Genomic DNA, 19,777 nt, shown 5'->3' on the forward strand with positions numbered 1-19,777 from the left:
TTATTAATTTATGATTAATTTAGGATCAACAAAATTGGGTATGTCTAGATGGAGAAATCAAAATATTCTTTCAGATCAAACATTAAAAAATATATATGGACAACAAGCTCTTCAATACTTTAATCAAGATAACTCATCTCTATTTGTTTTTAGTGATTCAAAATCTTTTGATTTAATTGAACTTGAGCAACTTCTTCAAGCAGTTGGTTGGGGAAGAAGACCTCTTAGGAGAGTAAAACGAGCTCTGGACAATAGCTTACTTAAGGTAGGCTTATGGCAACATGATCCTAAATTTCCTAGGTTGATTGGATTTGCAAGATGTACTGGGGACGGAGTAATTGATGCAACAATATGGGATGTAGCTATTAATCCTGTTTATCAAGGTTATGGATTAGGAAAACAACTTATGACTTATTTAATGAGGAGTTTAAAAAGAGAAGGTATTAGTAGAGTAACTTTATTTGCTGATTCTGATGTGATTACTTTTTATAAAAGGCAAGGTTGGACTTTAGAGCCAAAGGGTAATAAATGTGCTTTTTGGTACTCAAATTGATTTGTTAGATTAGGTTTATTTTTTATGAATAGTATTCTTTTGACAAGTTATCTTGGCTATGACCTTGTCTCCACTTCTTCCTTAGGTTTGCGTTTTTGAAAGCACGTTTAATTATATTTGAATTAGACCACTTTCTATCATCGGTATATATACGTTCACGAATACGATTTACTTTTGTTGTTTTAGTAACCCTTGTTATTAAATCGAGATCTTCCATGATTTTTAGCGGAGAGAAACCTCCTGAAAGGTAATAAAGATTTTTGTGTATCAGTAAACCTTGGTCACCATATGGCCTTTGTAATAAATGGCTTCTTAGTGCTACTGCTAGTTCTAAAATTCTAAATTGTAAATTATTATTTTTGATTTTAAAATCAAAATACCATGCAAAATTTTCTGAGGTTTTATTTTGTATAATATTTAGTAAATTATTTACCCAACCTTTTCCTAATCTGCTGTCAGCATGTAGAAATAAAAGCCAATCTCCAATTGCATTTGAAGCACCAGTTTTTAATTGATAACCTCTATTTTTTTCAGGGCTTTTTATAATATTTAATCCTTGTATATGTGCAATCGAAATAGTTAAATCTGTACTTCCTCCATCAACTATTATCAAGTCAAAGTTGTATGGCCAGGTATTTAAATCTGCAAGTAGCAGAGGGAGATGAGTCGCTTCATTTAAAGTTGGTATGATGATGCTGAGAGTTGGAAGCTTTTGTAATCTAGCCATGGCGATAGATCCATAATATTGTCCAGATCATTTTTAGTTTGAAGTAGTTGATAATTTATTTTATTTAACGATGCTAATCGAATTGTTTCTTGAAGTACTTTATCGCTTCCCCAACTTATACCAGAAAATGGCCAATTACATAAAGGATTTAAAAGCTTATTTGATAGTCCTATAAGCCAATACCCTCCATCAATTGAAGGACCTAAAACCATTTCTTTATGATTAAGTATTTGTATCGCTTGAATTAATTCAAAATGAGAGATTGATGGTAAATCAGTTCCAATTAGTAAGATAGAATTCCGATTTTGGATAGAAGGAGTTTTTTCAGAATGAGCCTTTAAAAATTGTCTTTTCATTTTTGTTCCTAGATTTCCAGGACCTTGAATAGTAACCGTTTTAATTTTATTTTTTAGGGCCCATTTCCTTGCGGCTTTAATGCCAATTCCATCGATTGCAACTTTTATATCTGCGAGATCTTCGTTTTGAATTTCTTTAGCTACGTTAATTGTGTGATTCGTTAGTTTCTCTTGGATCTTTGCTGCTTTATGTGCTCCTATATCCTCTGATAGACGACTTTTACATCTATTTATTGCGTGCCATTTTGTCATCAAGACGATAGTTGGTTTATAATGTTTATTAGATTGTTCTTGTATTTGCTGTTTTACTTTTAACAAGATTCATAGTTATTAATCTTAGCTTATTCTATATTTTAACGTTTAAGTTACTATTTATTGCATCTAATTAATTTTTGTTTTGAAAAAAATAAATATATACTTGCATTTTTTTTTCTAATCCATTGCGATAGTTAGTGTTTTGTAAAATTCAACTCGAATTTTACAATTGGATTTCCAAATTTAAGAATGACTGATTAAAGTTTTTAGCTAAACTCATATTCCATTAGGTAATCCATGTGCCAACTCGGAATGAGCTATGGACGAAGGTGCAGCAATTACTGCAAAAGAATTTAAGTAAGCCTTCATACGAAACATGGATACGTCCTGCTGAATTCTTTGATTTCAAAGATGGCTGTTTGACTTTGCTCGCTCCAAATAGCTTTTCAAGTGATTGGTTAAGGAAAAATTACTCTCATACAATTGAAGAGATTGCTTCAGAGATATTTGGCCATGAAGTTAAAGTTTATATAAAAGTTAAGGAAGAATTTTCATCAAATAAAGGCAATAAAAAAAAGACTTTTTCAAATGTAGAAAATAATTCGATTACCGCTCGTGAGAATGCAGACGTTAAATCGAAGCAAGCCCCAATAAAGAAATTTTTACCGGGTTTGAATCTTCGATATGTTTTTAATAGATTTGTTGTTGGTCCAAATAGTCGGATGGCTCATGCTGCAGCAATGGCAGTAGCTGAATCCCCCGGTCGCGAGTTTAATCCATTATTTATTTGCGGAGGAGTTGGCCTAGGTAAGACCCATCTAATGCAATCTATTGGTCATTACAGATTGGAAATCGATCCAGATGCAAAGGTTGCTTACGTTTCTACTGAAACTTTTACTAATGATTTAATAGTTGCGATTAGAAAAGATGGAATGCAAGCTTTCAGAAATAGGTATAGAGAAGCTGATTTGATATTGGTTGACGATATTCAATTTATAGAAGGTAAAGAATACACCCAGGAAGAATTCTTCCATACCTTTAATGCTTTGCACGAGGCAGGTAGGCAAATTGTGCTCACAAGTGATAGGCCTCCAAGTCAAATACCTCGTTTGCAAGAACGATTGATTTCAAGATTCTCAATGGGACTAATCGCAGATATCCAAGCTCCCGACTTGGAGACGAGAATGGCAATATTACAAAAAAAGGCTGAGCATGAAAGGATGCGTTTACCAAGGGATTTGATTCAATTTATCGCTGGACGATTCACTTCTAATATAAGAGAGTTAGAAGGGGCCTTTACTCGTGCTGTTGCATTTGCCTCTATAACTGGGTTGCCAATGACAGTGGAATCAGTAGCACCTATGCTTGATCCTACTGGACAAGGAGTAGAAGTTAAGCCTAAACAAGTATTAGAGAAAGTAGCTGAGGTCTTTGGAGTTACCGAGGAAGAAATGCGAAGTCCAAGTAGACGTAGACCTGTTAGTCAGGCAAGACAGGTAGGTATGTATTTAATGCGTCATGGAACAGACTTAAGTCTACCTCGTATTGGAGAATCTTTTGGGGGGAAAGATCATACAACAGTCATGTATGCCATTGAACAAGTAGAAAAGAAATTATCTAGTGAGCCACAATTAGCTAGTCAAGTGCAAAAAGTAAAGGATCTTCTTCAGATCGATTCGAGAAAACGTCGCTGAATTTAAAATTTGATAGTAAGAGGAATTTTTAGATTTTTCAATTGAACTGTATAGGGTTTTGATCTAGCCTATCTCTTGTAGGTATTTTTGGGCCTAGTGAACTACCATCAATATTTGCGGTGCGTTCAAGAGCCTGCCTAAACAACCTTCCTGATAATAAAGGCATATCTCTTGGGACTGAAATTCTATCTCGGAGGTAGCGTAATGCAGAGGCACTATTCTTCTCTGGAAGACAATCTTTGTTTGAAATCATAGAAGTTAAGGTTGCTCTCAATGGCTGATCAAATAATTTATTTTTCATTGGGTTAACAGCAATAATCCTCTCTTTATGTTTGATAACTCTTTCTAAAGCTAATGCCACAAATTGTTGTTCCGATTTTTGATCAACTATAGATTCTTCTACTTCTAATTGCCCTAATCCAGAACCCATATCAATTTTTTTGGCAAATAATTGTTGGTTTGTATTTGAATAAGTAAAGCAACCTCCCATTTGAGGAGGTAAATCATGAGCATGAGTGTGGAAATCTCCTTGAGTCCCTCTATATTCGTCAAATTTTTCAAGATTTTTAAGCCATGTGTTTATAAAAGGGTGCTCTTCTCTCAATGAATATCCCTTGTAGTAAGCCAATGAGGCATTCATTCTTTCAACATATGGAATGAAAATCACATCTGCTGATCCAGGCTTTTCACCACTTTCTGTCGAGATTGGTGTTAGCCATCCAGAAGCATTCTTTTGTAGTTCTTTTTCAAATATTTTTGCAACATTTTTGAAGTTCTCTTTCTTTTGTTCTTCTTGGGCTGGGAAGAGAGAGTTGCGACATAACCAATTACACCATGATGAGAATAATTCTCTTTCAAGTCTTCTATGTCCCAAAACTTTTTTCTCATTTAGAGATTGACCTAGAGGTCCATAAATTTCTTCTAACACAAATAGGATCTCATCGCTTTCTGTAATTACATGATTTTCAATTTCTATTGCAGGTAGAATTCCTGTGGGTACTTTTCTTAAATACCATTTTTCCTTGTCTCCATAGCAACGCATTGTGACCTTTTTAATCCGGTAAGGAATTTTCTTAAGCTCTAACCAAATCCAAACTTTTTGGCAATAAGGACACCAAGCATGATTGTCTCTGTAAAGAGTAACAATTGCCTCGGACTCATTTTTATTAAAAAGGCGAAGTGAGGAATATGGGTTGTTCAACCCATTGATTTGATCAATTGGATCAGCCGCATATATTGCTAATTCTTCCCAACTCATTGCATTTCTTGTTGGATTCATTTATTTCAATGAGAATAGGGAAATAATACTAGGTTGCAAAATTGAAAAGGTCTTTTGATTTAATTGTCATTGGCGCAGGTTCCGGTGGATTAGCTGCTGCAAAGAAAGCAGCTAGTTATGGAGCCTCTGTAGCCATCGTCGAGGGTGATCTTGTTGGAGGAACATGCGTAATAAGAGGTTGTGTACCTAAAAAATTATTAGTATGTGGGTCTTCTCTCTTAGAAAGCTTTTTGTCTGCACCATCTTATGGTTTTGATTTTGATAATTTAAAGATTAAGTCAGAGCTTTTATTAGCTAATGTTCGAAAGGAAGTGAAAAGACTGAATGAATTACACGAGAATTTTTTAAATAAGGCTAATGTTGAGCTTTTTAAAGGTTGGGGTGAGTTTAGAAATTCAAATTGTATTGCAATAAAAAATCGAATAAATGGAGAGATTTTAAATGAACTTTATGCAGAAAGAATTCTTATTGCAGTAGGAGGTAGACCTAAAAGACCAAGTATCGAGGGTGCATCTTTAGGTTGGACAAGTGATGACATGTTTCTTCTTAAAAGCTTTCCGAAAAGAATTACAATTGTTGGTGCAGGTTATATTGCTTGCGAATTTGCATGCATATTGCAGGGGTTAGGTGTTGAAGTTACTCAATTAGTTAGAGGTGAACGAATTTTGAGAGGATTTGATTTTGAACTTTCTTCAGCATTAACCGAGGCAATGAAAAATAAAGGAATTAATTTAAAGTTTGTTGAGAATGTTTATTCAATAAAAGGAACTCCTGGATCTTTAACTATAAAGACAAATACGGGCAAAGAATTTGACTCGAATGGATTACTTTTCGCTACTGGTAGACAGCCATTTTTAGACGGGTTGAAGTTAGAACGAGCGGGCATCGAAATTCTTGAAAGTAAAATTAAAGTTGATAGTGAAAGTAAAACAAATATTTCTAATATCTTTGCTATTGGAGATGTAACTGACAGGATCAATTTGACACCTGTCGCAATTGATGAGGGCAGAAAGTTTGCTGATAGAAATTATGGCGCATCATATCGTAAGGTTAACTATGATTTTGTTCCATACGCTGTATTTAGTCAGCCTGAAATAGCTTCTGTGGGCATAACTGAAGAGAAGGCTATTCAATTGATTGGCAAAGATAACATTAAAGTATATAGATCAATATTTAGACCCTTATCTAAATCATTGCCAAAGACTGACTGTAAATGTATTTTAAAACTAATAGTTGATAAAAAAAATAATAAAGTTTTGGGATGTCATATGATTGGTGATAATGCATCTGAGATTATTCAGATGGCATCAATCTCATTAATGCTAGGAGCTAAAAAATCTGATTTTGATAATACAATGGCACTGCATCCTACAATAGCCGAGGAATTTGTGACAATGCAATGATTGATGTGGAATTAATAGCTATTAGCTATTAGCTATTAGATCTTTTTCTTAGTCTTAACCAGTAAGCAATTGTCTTATATGTAATTATTATTATTGATAATGATATGGCTATAAAAACTAATTCTTTGAATGCTGAATGTAAGCTTGGTAAAGTTAGAGGTATTATTTTGTCTGCAATATAAAGCATATACAGTCCTAATAAAACACCACCTTCACCTCTACTTATGGTCCCTTTTGTCCAAAAAATTGGCATGCAAGCAAGTGTAGTAATTACCATGATAGGAATATCCTTAGTTATTAGTAAATTCTCAACAACTAAACCACTTCCTCCAGATAATAAAGAACAACTACCTAAGACTAGTAATTGATTTAATAAACAACTTCCAATTACATTGCCAATTGCCAGATCAGTTTGACCACGAATAGCGGCAACTAATGACGTAATCAACTCAGGTAAAGAGGTGCCCAGCGATACTATCGTTAACCCAATTATAGCTTCGCTTACCCCTAATAATCCTGCAATTGTAGATGCGCCTTCAATTAACAGTCGTGATCCAATAGTAAGCAAAAAAATACCACCCAATAATTTCACACCTGCATTTAATAAACTTGTTGAGGCTTTTTCTATATTGATTTCTGGCTCTGCTTCTTGGGTTTTTTGAGGTTCTTCTCTTGCTGTACGAATTTCCCAAGTGGTATTTATTATTAGCGCAACTATCAAAGCTACTCCAAATTGCCAAGTTATTAGCTCTGAAGCGGCCATCCCCCAAACTGCAGTTGACACTGCTAAAAGAAGAGGAATGTCTCTCCTTACAAGACGACTCTCAACTCTTAAAGGTCGTAAAAGGGCACTAGCTCCGAGAACTACCATCACATTGAAAATATTGCTGCCAACAATGTTGCTCAAAGCAAGACTATCTGATCCAGTCAGGGAGGAGTTAATACTTACAAATAGTTCAGGTGCACTTGTCCCCAGAGATACTATGGTTAAACCAATAACTAGTTGAGGGATCCCAAGGATTAAGGCTAAAGCCACAGCCCCTTGAATAAAGAACTCCCCACCGCTAAAAAGTAAAAGGATCCCAGTAATAAGCTCTAAAAATGACAAGAATATTGATGGCATAATTGAGTGATTTATTGAGAAACTAAATTAGTGAATTAATTTATTTTATTTCCATTTGTTATTATCCTAGTATCATAGCCATTTATTTATACTTGAAGACTTATTTATCAAGGTTGCATAAGATATACATTGAAAAAGTTTTAATCCTGTGATTGCTTCTGTTAATCAAATCTCATTATTAAAGCCGGATGATTGGCATTTGCATTTGAGAGATGGAAAGATTCTTAAAGGTGTTTTAAGTCATACAGCAAATGTGTTTTGCCGTGCAATCATCATGCCTAATCTTGATCCTCCAATAACAACTTTAAACCAAGCACAAGAGTATAAAAAAAGAATTGTCCAGTCTATCCCTGAAGGTGTCTCTTTTACTCCATTAATGACAGCATATCTTACAGATAATATGTCTCCAGCGGTTTTAGAGAGAGGCTTTAGGGAAGGTGTCTTTCATGGAGCAAAGCTCTATCCAGCTAATGTGACAACTAATTCCTCGTATGGGGTTACAGATATAAGTAAAGTCGACAATTTATTTGAGACGATGGAAAGAATTGGTATGCCATTATTGATTCATGGAGAAGTGACCGATTTCAACGTTGATGTGTTTGATAGAGAAGCTGTTTTTATAGAGCGTCATCTTGAACCATTATTACGAAGATTTTCTTCACTTAAAATCGTTTTAGAACACATCACGACCATAGATGCAATTGACTTTGTAGAAAACAGTCAGTTTGATCTAGCAGCTACAATTACACCTCATCATCTACATATTAATCGAAATGCAATGTTCAATGGTGGGTTAAGGAGTGATTTTTATTGCTTACCCACAGCTAAACGTGAAATTCATCGTATTGCCTTAAGACAAGCGGCTACTAGTGGTAAACCTTGCTTTTTCCTTGGAACTGATTCAGCACCTCATACCCGTAGCTTTAAGGAAAGTTCATGTGGATGTGCAGGAATCTTTAATGCCCCTTTCGCTTTGGAAAGCTATTTAAAAGTTTTCGAAGAGGAAAATGCCCTAGATAGGCTTGAAGCTTTTTCAAGCATTAATGGAGCAACTTTTTATGGATTACCTTTAAACAAAGAGAGAATAACTTTAGTTAAAAAAGATATTTCCGTACCTGAAATGATTGACGTTGGATTAGATGGTGATCCCAATGATTTTGTAAAACCATTTCATTCAGGAGAAACTCTTGGCTGGGCAATAGGAGATTCTTAGTGAGGATTCCTTCAAGAATTATCTAACTCTAGATATTCTTAAGAGTACTGATTTAAGCACATACGTTTACGCTAATATGTAAATGGCTTAGAGTTGAAACTCTAGCATTGCGATAATCCTTGCTATCACTGGGGAGTGTGGCGGAATTGGTAGACGCACCAGACTTAAAATCTGTTGGCCGCTTTTTGGCCGTGGGGGTTCAAGTCCCCCCACTCCCATGATATTTTGTATCTCCATTGTGTGTTTAATCCCTTTTGAATTAATAGGAGCTGTTAATCCGGTAATTACATTATCTGCTTATGTTGTATTGGGTGGGATTTATTTATTGGTAGTTCCTTTATTCCTTTTTTATTGGATGAATAATCGTTGGAATGTTATGGGGAAGTTAGAACGCCTTTATATCTATGGACTTGTGTTTCTTTTCTTTCCTGGAATGGTTTTATTTGCACCGTTTCTTAATTTAAGAATGAATGGAAAAGAGGAGTCTTGAACTTTGACAAGAGCACAGGTTTTTCAAATAGGGTTGCTTGTTTTTGTTTTAGGAGGCTTGGGATATGAAGTATTTCAGTTACTTGGATTTGAATCAATATCAGCTGGTATTGCAGCACAGTCAATATTAATTTTAATTATTTTCGCATGGACAGCTTCTTACCTTCTTAGGGTTTTTTCTGGGAATATGACTTTTATGGAGCAACGTAAAAGATACAGAGAGGCTTATGAAAAACTGACTGATGAAAAAATTAGAGAAAAGTTTGAGGCCATGACAGATGAAGAAAAAATTGAATTGCTAAAAACTGTTGAGGAAGAAAGTATTGAACAAACTTAAGTTTTAATTACTAAATCTCAATAATTTTTTACTCTTAGGGATACAAAAATGATAAAAAAGATAGATACCCAAGCATTAGAACATTGAAAAGTACAAATATCAGTAGGTCTTTTTCTAAAATAAAAAAGGAGAAAAGAATTGCACTAATGCCTTTCCTTATGGCAGGTGACCCTGATTTGGAAACTACAGCAAAGATTTTGTTAGAACTTCAGGCAAATGGCGCTGACATGATTGAGCTAGGCATTCCATATAGTGATCCTTTAGCAGATGGACCGATTATTCAATTAGCAGCTTCTCGAGCTCTCTCTGCAGGTACTTCTCCTGACAGGGTTTTTAAAATGTTGTCTGAATTGAGAGATCAATTAACAATACCAATAATTTTATTTACTTACTCAAATCCACTGATTAATAAAGGTCTGGAAGAATTTTGTTTACAAGCTTCGAAAGTAGGTGTTTCAGGATTAGTGGTGCCAGATCTTCCTTTAGAAGAAGCAGAAAAACTTTCTGATATAGCTGAATCCAAGGAAATTGATTTGGTTTTACTTGTTGCTCCTACAACACCCAAGGATCGTATGAAAAAAATCGCAGCAACTTCTAATGGATTTACTTATCTTGTAAGTGTTACTGGAGTAACTGGAGAAAGGTCCTCACTAGAAGATAATGTAGGATCTCTTGTGCAACAACTAAAAGATTCTTCATCTAGTCCAATTGCTGTGGGCTTTGGAATTTCGGAGGTAAAACATATTGAACAAGTTAGAGAATGGGGCGCTGATGGCGCAATTGTTGGTAGTGCTTTAGTTAAAAGAATTGCTAATGCCTCGAACAAAATGAAAGTTGAAGAAGCTGGTTCTTTTTGTAAAGAACTAAGAGCAGCAACGAACTAATATTTTTTTAAATAGAAACAGATCAAGCTGGAAATCGAATTCTTTTCTATGTTTTATCTAGAGAAATATTGTCTTGATTTAACCTAAAACTATGGATCAATTTGTCCTTTGGGGATCTTACTGTGAAGATGCTCTAATAAAGAGAACACCTTTTAGAGAGGAGCATCTTCAAAGACTCTCATCACTTAAGGAAGAAGGTATATTAATAACATTAGGACCGACAAAATGTAATAGATATGTTTTTGGGATATTCAAATCTGAGGACATTGAGCATATAAGAAGTCTTATCAAAGAGGACGTTTATTGGAGAGAGGGAATATGGACTGATTTCGAAATTTACTCCTGGAGCCAAGCTTTTTGAGCTTGTTCCCAGACCCAATTAGCTACAATTTGATCGCCATTGTCTCCTAGCTCATCTTCATAACCACTCATTATTCCAATTCCTTGTCTTGCTATTTTCGCTATAGCTTCTGGATTGTCAATTCCATTACGCTTTAATGATGAAATCTTTAAATTTTTTGATCTTCTGATTATGTTACCCCCATTAATGTGACATCCAGCACAGTTGTGGTTGAAAAGACTTCCTCCTAAATCTGTTTTAATAGCATTTAGCTCTTTCGGGAAACTTAAGTAAAAAAATGTGCAACAAAAACCGAGTAGAAAAAAAACTCTTAATTTTTTTCTCATAATCTAGTAAATCTTATTTGTCGAAATTAATTTTTGAAAGGTCCTCACAAATCTCGTCAAGAAGATCAAGTTGTCCAGAAGAATTTAAGTCAAAATTCTTCTTTGTTTTCCCTCCTCCACCGTTTGTCCACAACTCTTCAACTTCACAAAGTCGATTTGCTATTTTTGGAATTCCACCAGAGTTAAAATCTTTTTTTAAAGATTCAATTAAAGTTGGCATCCTTGCTGAAGGAAGATTAAGACTTTGGCAAAGTTCTGATTGTGTTCTACCTGTCTGTCTCAACCAATCTTTGATAAGAAGTATTAGATCTTCTTCGATGTCTTTTGACCAGTGCTCTTCGCTCATAGTGGAAACCATTTATCCAGCTTAGATTTGGCTCTGAATTTTATCTCTGGAGTAATGTGATGTTGCCATAGACTAATTACAGCCGTTAGAGCCACAAGATCATCGCTAAAACCTGAGGCAGGAATAAAGTCGGGAATTAGATCAACGGGAACAATTAAGTAAGTAAGTGCCCCCATGATGGATATTCTCACCTGGGGAGGAGTTGAATTATCCATGATGAGCTCAAATCCTTCTAAAGCAGGCTGCGCAATTGCTCTGCCTGCTCTTAACAAGATCTTTTTAAGTACTCCCTCGTCGATAACAGAGCTTTCAAGTACTTCTGCCTCATAAACTTCTTTCTTGGGGTTGCTTGAACTAACCACAATTAGATACTTGTCTCTAAAAGCCCACTTTGAATACTTGTCTTTCTCAATTTCCTTAAAGCGCGTTGAACTACTTGTCTGCAATATTCCCTACTGCAATTCATTTGTCTAGCTACTTCAGCTAATGTCCTCCATTCATTCGATCCATCTAGGCCAAATCGAAGACTTAGTATCGTTCTCTCCTTAGGCGTGAGATTTGATTTATCCAATAATGACCAAGCAGATGCACTTCTTTCTGCTAATTCGGCTAGTTCCATAGGAGGAACTTCCTCACTTGGAAGAATGTCGACAAGCTCTGAAGGATCTGCTTTTGATTTGACTGCACCTTGCAAACTTACTGTGATACTTCTCAACTCGCATGCAAGTAATTCTTCTACTTCCTCTAAGGGGATTTTCATCTGTATCGCTATTTGGTTGGTTGAGGGATGAACCCCAAGTTCTTGCATTAGTCGAGACTTTGCAGCACGAAGTTTTGTTAGCTTTTCATTTATGTTTACAGGGATTCTTATAGTTCTACTTTGTGTTGAGAGCGCTCTATTTAATCCTTGTCTAATCCACCAATAAGCGTAAGTTGAAAATCGATGACCTCTTTTGGGATCGTATTTCTCAACAGCTCTTGTTAACCCTAAGGTACCTTCTTGAATCAGATCAAGAAGGTCAAGACCTTTACCTTGATAGCGCTTGGCTAAATTTACAACAAGCCTCAAATTTGCAGTTATCATTTGATTTTTAGCACGCTCACCTACCTTAAGTTTTTTCTTTTCTTCGCTTGAATAGTTGCACTCTGGCCCATTGCCTCCTGCTTTTTGGCAGCGTTCATTAAGTGCAACCATTGCTTGCACTTCTCTACCCATAGTGAGCTCTTGCTCTGGTGTGAGCAATTCGTGTCTTCCTATTTCTCCAAGAAAGTCGCTTAATGAACTCACGATTTATTCCTCCTTATATTAATAACCTAGAGAGAAATTGTTTACTTTCAATAGGCGTAATAAAGTGTTCGGAATTTATTATTTATCATTTATGTAATATTAATGCCTTTACTAGGTTAATTAAGAAAAAAGCAGTTTTCTATATTTTTTACTTGGCTCCATTATGTTGCGTTTAATTAAATTATTTTTTAATTAGAATATCTTAAAAACCATTGATATCAATGATATTTTTAAAGTAATTTTTTGATTTATAAAAGTCTTTAAAGATTTTTTAGTCTCGAATAATTATTGTCAAGAGCTATCTCTTATTTTAGAGAAACGACAAATTACCAAAGATTGAAGAAAATCGGTTGATTTGTTTTTTTTCTCTTTCAAGACTTTTTTATGAATTTAATCCTTTGTCTTTCTACCAAAGAAACTTATTTATAAGTAAAGAAATAATATAAGAGTTCGTTTTTTGCTATTGATTTCTTCTTGGGGCACCTCTTCTTTTAACTAAAACTTTTAGAACGTCTTCCCAGGAAACGTTTTGATGGGCTAAAGAAACTTGTAGATGGAAAAGTAGATCGGCAGCCTCATTTGCAACTGAAATCGGATTTTTATCTTTACAAGCCATAATAAATTCGGCTGTTTCTTCGCCTATTTTTTTTAGGATTTTATTATCGCCTTCCTCAAGAAGACTATTTGTATAGCTTCCTTCCTCAGGATCAATTTTACGATTCTCTATTACTTTGAATAATTCACTACAAGCATCAGATGGAGGGTAAAGAACGTCTTCATTTGTTTCTAAATCTTTAAAGAAACAACTTCTTTTACCTGTATGGCATGCGATTGAACCAATTTGCTCAATCGATAAAAGTATTGTATCTGAATCGCAATCAGTCCTAATTCCTTTCAATTTTTGAAAATGACCACTCGTTTTTCCTTTGTGCCAAAGTTCTTTCCTTGAACGACTCCAATAGTGAACTTCGCCAGATTCTAATGTTTTCGTAATGGATTCTTGGTTCATCCATGCCATCATTAAAATTGAGCCATCAACCCAATCTTGTGCTATGGCTGGGATCAAGCCGTTTTGATCAAAATGTAGATTATCAATAAAAAGCATTTTTAATTAAGCCAATTTGGCTTGACAATACTAATTATTTAAATTTAATCCTTAATTGGTTTTTTATTCATCTTTTTATGACGATTAAATATATTCCATTTAATTGCTCAAAGCATTTTAAAGACTATCCATGCTCTCACCGTCAATGGAAACACAAAGGTCACTGTCGTTATGTTCATGGATACAGTCGAAGCTTTACCTTTTGTTTTGCTTCAAATGAACTTGATGAAAATGGCTTTGTTGTCGATTTTTCAAGTCTGAGACCTTTGGAAGAAAAGTTAAGAGAACATTTTGATCATACTTTTCTAGTCAATTTTGATGATCCTCTTCTTGAAACATGGAAAAAACTTCACTCTGAAGAAGTGCTGGATCTCAGAGTCATGAATAATGTTGGGATGGAATCAACTGCTGAATTAGTTTGGAGTTGGGCTAATGATTTATTATTCTCAAGAGAGAAAGGCAGATCTTGTTGCTGGAAAGCAATAGCTCATGAAAATGATATTAATTCTGCTAGTTATACCTCCTTTCCTGAGTGGTTTAAAACTTGATATTTTAAAATTCTTTAGTTGAGAGTCAATTGGCTTCCTCATCTTTTATATTTTTTAGTTGAAAATTAATTTTGATTCTTTCTTGTCTATTTTTATGGTACTTCCTTCTTTATATTTTCCTTTGAGAATATATTTTGCTATTTCACTTTCTAATTCTTTTTGAATGACTCTTTTTAAAGGCCTTGCACCATAGCTTGGATTATATCCAATTTCAGTAATTAAAGATAGAACATCATTATTTATCTCAAGCTCAATTCCTTTTGCTTCTAACCTTTCTCTTAAAAGATTTAATTGTAAATCAACTACTTTAATTAGAGTTTCTTTTTTAAGTGGTTCGAAATTAATTATTTCATCAAGTCTGTTTAGGAACTCAGGTCTGAAGTTTGATTTTAGTTCTTGATTAATAAGTTCATCTATGTTCGTCGACATATTCTTGGCTACATCTTTATCAGTGATTAACTCGCTTCCTAAATTACTGGTAAGAATAATAATAGTATTTTTGAAGTTTGTTGTTCTTCCCTGACCATCAGTTACTCTGCCCTCGTCAAGTATCTGTAGCAATACATTGAAGACATCTTTATGTGCTTTTTCAATTTCATCAAAGAGCAAAACGCAATAAGGTTTTCTTCTTATTGCTTCTGTTAATTGTCCACCTGCTTCGTAACCAACGTAACCAGGAGGAGCGCCAATTAAGCGACTTATAGAATGTTTTTCCATATATTCAGACATGTCTATTCTGATTAAGGCATTTTTGCTATCAAATAGTTGAGAAGCTAAGGCCTTAGATAATTCTGTTTTACCGACGCCTGTCGGTCCTAAAAATAAAAAACTTGCGATAGGTCTATTTGGATCACTAAGTCCTGTTCTTGATCTTTGTATTGCAGAAGATATGGATTGAACGGCTTTGTTTTGACCAATAACTTTTTTATGTAACTCAGATTCAAGATTGAGTAATTTTTCAATTTCAGTTTGAGCAAGTCTTTTAACAGGAATAGATGTCCACTTTGCAATTATTTCTGCCACATCATCAGCTATAACCTCTTCTCTCAAAAGTGATTTATCTGAGTTTTGAGAAGAATTTTTAAAATTAAGCTCTTTAGATTTTAAAAGTTGTTGATAATTTGCCAGGGTGCCATATTCAAGTTCAGCAGCCTTGTTGAGGTCATAATTCCTTTTTGCTTTTTCTATTTCTAGCTGTACTTTCTCAATTTCTTCTTTAAGTGTTGAAATTTCCTCGATTGACTCTTTTTCTGCTTTCCATTTCTTGTTTACTTCAAGTTGATTTTTTGTTAATAAGGCGAGTTCTGTAGTAATTAAGTCGAGTCTCTCTTTACTTGAAATATCTGACTCACCTTCCAATGATAATTTCTCCATTTCAAGTTGGATGATTTTTCTATCTATCTCATCAATTTCTTCTGGTTTTGATGTTATTTCCATCTTTAAACGTGAGGCTGATTCATCTATTAGATCAATAGCTTTATCTGGTAAAAACCTCTCAGGGATATACCTATCACTCAATATCGCTGCGGCTATGAGAGCGCTATCAGAAATACGGACTCCATGATGGACTTCATATCTTTCTTTTAATCCACGTAAGATCGAAATCGTATCTTGGACTGAGGGTTGTTTTACAAGTATTTGCTGAAATCTTCTTTCTAGAGCAGGGTCTTTCTCGAAATATTCTCTATGTTCATTTATCGTTGTTGCTCCAATACATCTCAGTTCACCCCTTGCAAGCATTGGTTTTAAGAGATTACTAGCGTCCATTGCACCACCACTCGCTCCTGCCCCAACGACAGTATGAATTTCATCGATGAACAAAATTATTTTCCCTTCTGAATCAGTGACATTTTTAAGAACTGACTTAAGTCTTTCTTCAAATTCACCACGGAATTTCGCACCCGCTATCAGTGCTCCCATATCTAAGGAAATTAGTTGTCGATTTTCAAGGGCTGTGGGAACATCTCCGTTGATAATTCTTTGTGCTAAACCTTCAATAATTGCTGTTTTACCCACTCCAGCTTCACCAATCAATACCGGATTATTTTTAGTTCTTCGGCTAAGTATTTGAATCGTTCTTCGGATTTCCTCATCTCTTCCAATTACAGGATCTAATTTTCCATCCCTAGCAGCAGAAGTAAGGTCTAGTCCATACTTTTGAAGAGCTTCGTAGCTATTTTCAGCATTTTTCTGGGTCACTTTTTTGTCACCTCTAATAGCTTTTATAGCCTCAAAAAGGCTATTTTTGTTAATTTGATTTTGTTTAAATAATCTATGACAAATCCTTTCATCATCAAATAGGGAAATCACTAAATGTTCACTTGAAATATAATCATCGTTGAAAGATTGTTTAATATTTTTTAATCGTGAAATTGACAAAGATATATTTTTACCGAAGAAAATTGATTCTTGGGCTGTTTGCATTTTTGGTTGATTTTTTATAAAATCTTCTACTTCTTTAATCAGATTTTTTATAGTCCCACCTGATCTTTCTATTACTTTTATTGCGATTTCATTTTTCTTTAGAAGAGAACAAAGAAGATGTTCTGTCTCTAAAGTCTGATGTCTTTGTGTTAATGCTAAATCTTTTGCATCAATAATCCCTTGCCAAGCATTGATAGTAAAATCTTCAGGATTTATCTTCATCTTTAAAATTAATTGCCAAATTCATACTATTCAAATTTTTTGTTGCTATAAACATAAGAAAACCGACCTTTATTGACTTGATGAAATATATTTTTGAGATTGGTTTAATTTTTTAATCTAATTGGTTGAATTTTTGAATATTTTATTTCCACCTGCCTTAAACCTATTATTCATCTTGAGTGGCAATTTTATCATAATTAAATTCTCCAAACTAATTGATTATCAATACTTTCTCGAATATAGGAATAAATTCTTTTATGTTTTAAATTGCAATAGTTTCTCTTTCCATCAATTTTTTATGCTGAGTGTTTTTGATTAAACTTCTAATTATTTTTTCCAAAAAAAAGATGGGGTCTCCCCCATCTTTAAAAAAAAATCTTGGAGATTTAGTTGACTACGATTTTCCCAACCATGCCTGCCCCTCTGTGAGGCTCGCAGTAAAAGTCGTATGTTCCAGCTGTGCTAAAAGTTCTCTCCCAAGACTCTCCTGGTGCAAAAGCTAAATCTGGATGACTTAAATCATCATTTCCGTCAAAAACAGCATTATGAGGAGCAAGCTTGTTATTTACAAACTTTACTGTGTCTCCAGCGCTTATGTTTAGGGTGCTTGGTTCGAAAGCAAGCATTCCTGCATCTGTACCAAGCTTGACTTCAACAGTTGAAGCATTCACGTTGGATACACCAATTACTAGAAATGCAAAAAAAGCAAATAACGCTGTTGAAATAGAACGAATCATGAAATTAATTCTTCTCTTTTTTTAATTTTACTACCATAGCTTCTGTTTGGCATTTTAGTGTTTAGTTAAAGCAGAATTATGTAAAACTTGACTTAAATTTTTGGCGTAGCTTATACCTCCAAAGGTTTCTGGAGAGGTTACCGGCTCATGTATAAAGTGTTTTTGTTTAAGACTAAATCTATCCCATTTCGTCATTTGAATTGGGAGTAATATAGTTAAAAGTTCAACAAGCCAAGTCCAAAGAGGGATTTGAGGGACTTTTCTCATTCCTTTCCATCTTAGAAGCGTCTGAATTACCACATCAATACTTATATAGGGTTGCCCTAAAACGAATTTTTTTATTTTTGTTCCAGAAAAAGGTTGTGAAGGCTCATAATTCGATGTGGCTAGATGCCCGCAAATGAAAGCAATATCTGCTGCGTGTATAAAATGAAACTTTGATGATAATTTTAGCCATCTTGCCAGCCAGATCCATCTCAATGCCTCTCTGAGTCCTTCGGTAAGAAAACTAGTTGGAAATTTACTTGTACCATCTAAACGTCCGCCAAAAACTAGTGTTGGAAAAACAGCTATGATCTTCGATGCAAGATGGTGAGTTTCAAGCTCTGTGAGGCATTGTGCTTTCGTTTGTATGTACTCTGTTCCATAGGTAAAAGCTTCCGGTAACAAATTCAAGTTTCTATCAAGAACACTTGCAGTTGAGAAATAAATGATTTGTTTGATATTGGAAGGATTTAGTAAATTAAGCAACTTTTTTACAGCATCAATATTTACTTCTTTCGCTCTTTTAGGATCACCCCAAGCAGTTGCTGTATGAATAACTCTGTTGACTTCTGAAATTTCTCTCTGGAACTTATCTGATTGTCTCAAATCTCCTACTAAAACTTTTATCCTTGGATTCTCTAGATTTACTGATGTTATTTTTTTAGGATCTCTAACCCATAAAAATAATTCTGAAGTTGAGTTTTCGATTAGCCAATTTGCTATGTATTGTCCAACACATCCACTTGCTCCAGTGACCAGAATTATTTCGTTTTTCAAGATGAAACTTTTATAAGTTCATTGACATTTTTACCAGCCTCGAAAAATACTCTTGCATTTTCTTCTGGCGTCCCAGGAAGTATTCCATGACCAAGGTTAAGAATATGTTTTCTACCTTTCGCTTTTTTTACGACATCAACAATTCTTGATCTGATTGCATCAGGAGTACCAAACAAAAGTCCTGGATCAACATTTCCTTGGACTCCCACTGTTTGAGGCAGCCTTTTTAGTCCATCTGCCATGTCAACAGTCCAATCTAGAGAGACTATATCTACTCCTGTTTGTCCCATCCTTTCAAGAACTCCCGCACTGCCAGAGATATATAAAATCATAGGTGTATCTGGATGTCTTTCTTTTACTAAATTGACTACTTTTTGTTGATAAGGTGCAGCAAACTCGTCATAATCTTGTGGACTTAGTTGTCCTGCCCATGAATCAAACATTTGAACTACTTGAGCCCCAGATTCAATTTGATAGGACAAGTAGTTCGCAATTGATTCTGCAAAGTGATTTAAAAGTTGATGCAGTAGTTCTGGCTCTTGGAATGCCATCGCCTTTATAACTGCATAATTTTTGCTGCTTTTCCCTTCTACAACATATGCAGCTAGAGTCCAGGGAGCACCTACAAACCCAAGAACTGCAGCCTTGTTCCCAACGCTTTCCCTTAGCCTTCCAAGGACTTCACCAACAAAAGACATGCTTTTTTCTGGTTGAAGGGGCTTTAGGTCTTTAACCTGTTTGAGGCTTCTTATTGGGTCATTTATTAAGGGTCCTTTACTTTCAACAATGTCAAAGTTAATTCCCATGCCAGGAAGAGGAGTCAGGATATCTGAAAAAAGTATTACTCCATCTGGTTGAAAAGCTTTAAAAGGTTGCATTGAAATTTCATAAGAAAGATCGGGGTTTTCGGACCTTTCCCTGAAACTTGGATGATTATCACGTAGGTCACGATATACCTTCATGTATCTCCCCGCTTGTCGCATCATCCAAACCGGAGGCCTTTCAACATTTTCTCCGCGAGCGGCACGAAGAAGTAATGGAGTAGTTTCGTTCATTATTTTGTCCT

22 protein-coding genes and 1 tRNA gene are annotated in these 19,777 nt (G+C 34.9%); 10 read left to right on the forward strand and 13 right to left on the reverse strand.

Annotated features, from left to right (window positions below; translation table 11 throughout):
• Positions 1 to 10: 10 nt before the first annotated feature.
• Positions 11 to 553 carry a GNAT family N-acetyltransferase gene (locus tag SIB53_RS06955; protein WP_413677528.1) on the forward strand — a complete coding sequence of 181 codons (543 nt, stop codon included), beginning with the start codon at positions 11 to 13 and terminating at the stop codon, positions 551 to 553.
• Positions 554 to 575: 22 nt separating this feature from the next.
• On the opposite strand, the gene SIB53_RS06960 is transcribed toward SIB53_RS06955, so the two are convergent.
• Together SIB53_RS06960 and SIB53_RS06965 are read right to left on the reverse strand one after the other, a co-directional pair.
• Positions 576 to 1,280 carry a TIGR04283 family arsenosugar biosynthesis glycosyltransferase gene (locus SIB53_RS06960; RefSeq protein WP_413677529.1) on the reverse strand — a complete coding sequence of 235 codons (705 nt, stop codon included), beginning with the start codon at positions 1,278 to 1,280 and terminating at the stop codon, positions 576 to 578.
• On the reverse strand, positions 1,229 to 1,888 hold the full coding sequence (locus SIB53_RS06965; protein ID WP_413677530.1) for a TIGR04282 family arsenosugar biosynthesis glycosyltransferase: 660 nt from the start codon (positions 1,886 to 1,888) through the stop codon (positions 1,229 to 1,231). Before SIB53_RS06965 ends, SIB53_RS06960 begins: the two co-directional genes overlap by 52 nt.
• A gap of 302 nt (positions 1,889 to 2,190) precedes the next feature.
• Here SIB53_RS06965 and dnaA point away from each other — a divergent pair, with 302 nt between their 5' ends.
• A complete protein-coding gene (gene dnaA, locus SIB53_RS06970) occupies positions 2,191 to 3,585 on the forward strand; it encodes a chromosomal replication initiator protein DnaA (protein WP_413677531.1) in 1,395 nt (464 codons plus the stop codon).
• Positions 3,586 to 3,622: 37 nt separating this feature from the next.
• Here dnaA and SIB53_RS06975 read toward each other — a convergent pair whose 3' ends face one another.
• Positions 3,623 to 4,864: a glutathione S-transferase family protein gene (locus tag SIB53_RS06975; RefSeq protein ID WP_413677532.1), complete on the reverse strand. Its 1,242-nt coding sequence runs from the start codon at positions 4,862 to 4,864 to the stop codon at positions 3,623 to 3,625.
• Positions 4,865 to 4,905: 41 nt separating this feature from the next.
• On the opposite strand from SIB53_RS06975, the gene gorA reads away from it, so the two are divergent.
• Positions 4,906 to 6,267 carry a glutathione-disulfide reductase gene (gorA, locus tag SIB53_RS06980; protein ID WP_413677533.1) on the forward strand — a complete coding sequence of 454 codons (1,362 nt, stop codon included), beginning with the start codon at positions 4,906 to 4,908 and terminating at the stop codon, positions 6,265 to 6,267.
• Positions 6,268 to 6,295: 28 nt separating this feature from the next.
• Here gorA and SIB53_RS06985 read toward each other — a convergent pair whose 3' ends face one another.
• Entirely contained in the window at positions 6,296 to 7,390 is a 1,095-nt protein-coding gene (locus SIB53_RS06985) for a calcium/sodium antiporter (protein ID WP_413677534.1), read from the reverse strand.
• 148 nt (positions 7,391 to 7,538) lie between these two features.
• Between SIB53_RS06985 and pyrC the strand changes: the two genes are divergently transcribed.
• The 6 genes from pyrC to SIB53_RS07015 all read left to right on the forward strand — a co-directional run bounded on the left by pyrC (position 7,539) and on the right by SIB53_RS07015 (position 10,674).
• Positions 7,539 to 8,603: a dihydroorotase gene (gene pyrC / locus SIB53_RS06990; protein WP_413677535.1), complete on the forward strand. Its 1,065-nt coding sequence runs from the start codon at positions 7,539 to 7,541 to the stop codon at positions 8,601 to 8,603.
• Positions 8,604 to 8,734: 131 nt separating this feature from the next.
• A tRNA-Leu gene (locus SIB53_RS06995) sits at positions 8,735 to 8,821 on the forward strand.
• A gap of 20 nt (positions 8,822 to 8,841) precedes the next feature.
• The gene (ndhL, locus tag SIB53_RS07000) at positions 8,842 to 9,093 is read left to right on the forward strand and encodes an NAD(P)H-quinone oxidoreductase subunit L (RefSeq protein WP_413677536.1); all 252 of its coding nucleotides are present in this window, start codon (positions 8,842 to 8,844) and stop codon (positions 9,091 to 9,093) included.
• 3 nt (positions 9,094 to 9,096) lie between these two features.
• Positions 9,097 to 9,429: a DUF3007 family protein gene (locus tag SIB53_RS07005; RefSeq protein WP_413677537.1), complete on the forward strand. Its 333-nt coding sequence runs from the start codon at positions 9,097 to 9,099 to the stop codon at positions 9,427 to 9,429.
• A gap of 83 nt (positions 9,430 to 9,512) precedes the next feature.
• On the forward strand, positions 9,513 to 10,313 hold the full coding sequence (gene trpA / locus SIB53_RS07010) for a tryptophan synthase subunit alpha (RefSeq protein WP_413677538.1): 801 nt from the start codon (positions 9,513 to 9,515) through the stop codon (positions 10,311 to 10,313).
• 91 nt (positions 10,314 to 10,404) lie between these two features.
• Positions 10,405 to 10,674, forward strand: coding sequence for a YciI family protein (locus SIB53_RS07015; protein ID WP_413677539.1), 270 nt, complete (start codon positions 10,405 to 10,407; stop codon positions 10,672 to 10,674).
• On the opposite strand, the gene SIB53_RS07020 is transcribed toward SIB53_RS07015, so the two are convergent.
• The 5 genes from SIB53_RS07020 to hisIE form a co-directional block, all read right to left on the reverse strand.
• A complete protein-coding gene (locus SIB53_RS07020; protein WP_413677540.1) occupies positions 10,650 to 11,000 on the reverse strand; it encodes a c-type cytochrome in 351 nt (116 codons plus the stop codon). The two genes, SIB53_RS07015 and SIB53_RS07020, sit on opposite strands and share 25 nt — an antisense overlap.
• A 13-nt stretch (positions 11,001 to 11,013) precedes the next feature.
• Positions 11,014 to 11,358 carry a hypothetical protein gene (locus SIB53_RS07025; protein ID WP_413677541.1) on the reverse strand — a complete coding sequence of 115 codons (345 nt, stop codon included), beginning with the start codon at positions 11,356 to 11,358 and terminating at the stop codon, positions 11,014 to 11,016.
• Positions 11,343 to 11,708, reverse strand: coding sequence for a YkvA family protein (locus tag SIB53_RS07030; protein ID WP_413677542.1), 366 nt, complete (start codon positions 11,706 to 11,708; stop codon positions 11,343 to 11,345). Before SIB53_RS07030 ends, SIB53_RS07025 begins: the two co-directional genes overlap by 16 nt.
• A 2-nt stretch (positions 11,709 to 11,710) precedes the next feature.
• Positions 11,711 to 12,634 (reverse strand): RNA polymerase sigma factor RpoD/SigA, encoded by a 924-nt coding sequence (locus SIB53_RS07035; protein ID WP_413677543.1) that lies wholly within the window; start codon positions 12,632 to 12,634, stop codon positions 11,711 to 11,713.
• A gap of 460 nt (positions 12,635 to 13,094) precedes the next feature.
• Positions 13,095 to 13,739 (reverse strand): bifunctional phosphoribosyl-AMP cyclohydrolase/phosphoribosyl-ATP diphosphatase HisIE, encoded by a 645-nt coding sequence (gene hisIE, locus SIB53_RS07040; RefSeq protein ID WP_413677544.1) that lies wholly within the window; start codon positions 13,737 to 13,739, stop codon positions 13,095 to 13,097.
• A 77-nt stretch (positions 13,740 to 13,816) separates the two neighbouring features.
• Here hisIE and SIB53_RS07045 point away from each other — a divergent pair, with 77 nt between their 5' ends.
• Positions 13,817 to 14,287, forward strand: coding sequence for a 6-carboxytetrahydropterin synthase (locus SIB53_RS07045; RefSeq protein WP_413677545.1), 471 nt, complete (start codon positions 13,817 to 13,819; stop codon positions 14,285 to 14,287).
• A 54-nt stretch (positions 14,288 to 14,341) separates the two neighbouring features.
• Here SIB53_RS07045 and clpB read toward each other — a convergent pair whose 3' ends face one another.
• The 4 genes from clpB to hemE all read right to left on the reverse strand — a co-directional run bounded on the left by clpB (position 14,342) and on the right by hemE (position 19,766).
• Positions 14,342 to 16,933 carry an ATP-dependent chaperone ClpB gene (gene clpB, locus SIB53_RS07050; protein ID WP_413677546.1) on the reverse strand — a complete coding sequence of 864 codons (2,592 nt, stop codon included), beginning with the start codon at positions 16,931 to 16,933 and terminating at the stop codon, positions 14,342 to 14,344.
• A 386-nt stretch (positions 16,934 to 17,319) separates the two neighbouring features.
• A complete protein-coding gene (gene petE, locus SIB53_RS07055) occupies positions 17,320 to 17,670 on the reverse strand; it encodes a plastocyanin (protein WP_269605036.1) in 351 nt (116 codons plus the stop codon).
• Positions 17,671 to 17,724: 54 nt separating this feature from the next.
• Positions 17,725 to 18,711 (reverse strand): NAD-dependent epimerase/dehydratase family protein, encoded by a 987-nt coding sequence (locus tag SIB53_RS07060; RefSeq protein WP_413677547.1) that lies wholly within the window; start codon positions 18,709 to 18,711, stop codon positions 17,725 to 17,727.
• Positions 18,708 to 19,766, reverse strand: coding sequence for a uroporphyrinogen decarboxylase (hemE, locus tag SIB53_RS07065; RefSeq protein ID WP_413677548.1), 1,059 nt, complete (start codon positions 19,764 to 19,766; stop codon positions 18,708 to 18,710). Before hemE ends, SIB53_RS07060 begins: the two co-directional genes overlap by 4 nt.
• Positions 19,767 to 19,777: the final 11 nt, after the last annotated feature.

Source organism: Prochlorococcus sp. MIT 0916 (assembly GCF_047305155.1).
Lineage (GTDB): Bacteria > Cyanobacteriota > Cyanobacteriia > PCC-6307 > Cyanobiaceae > Prochlorococcus_B.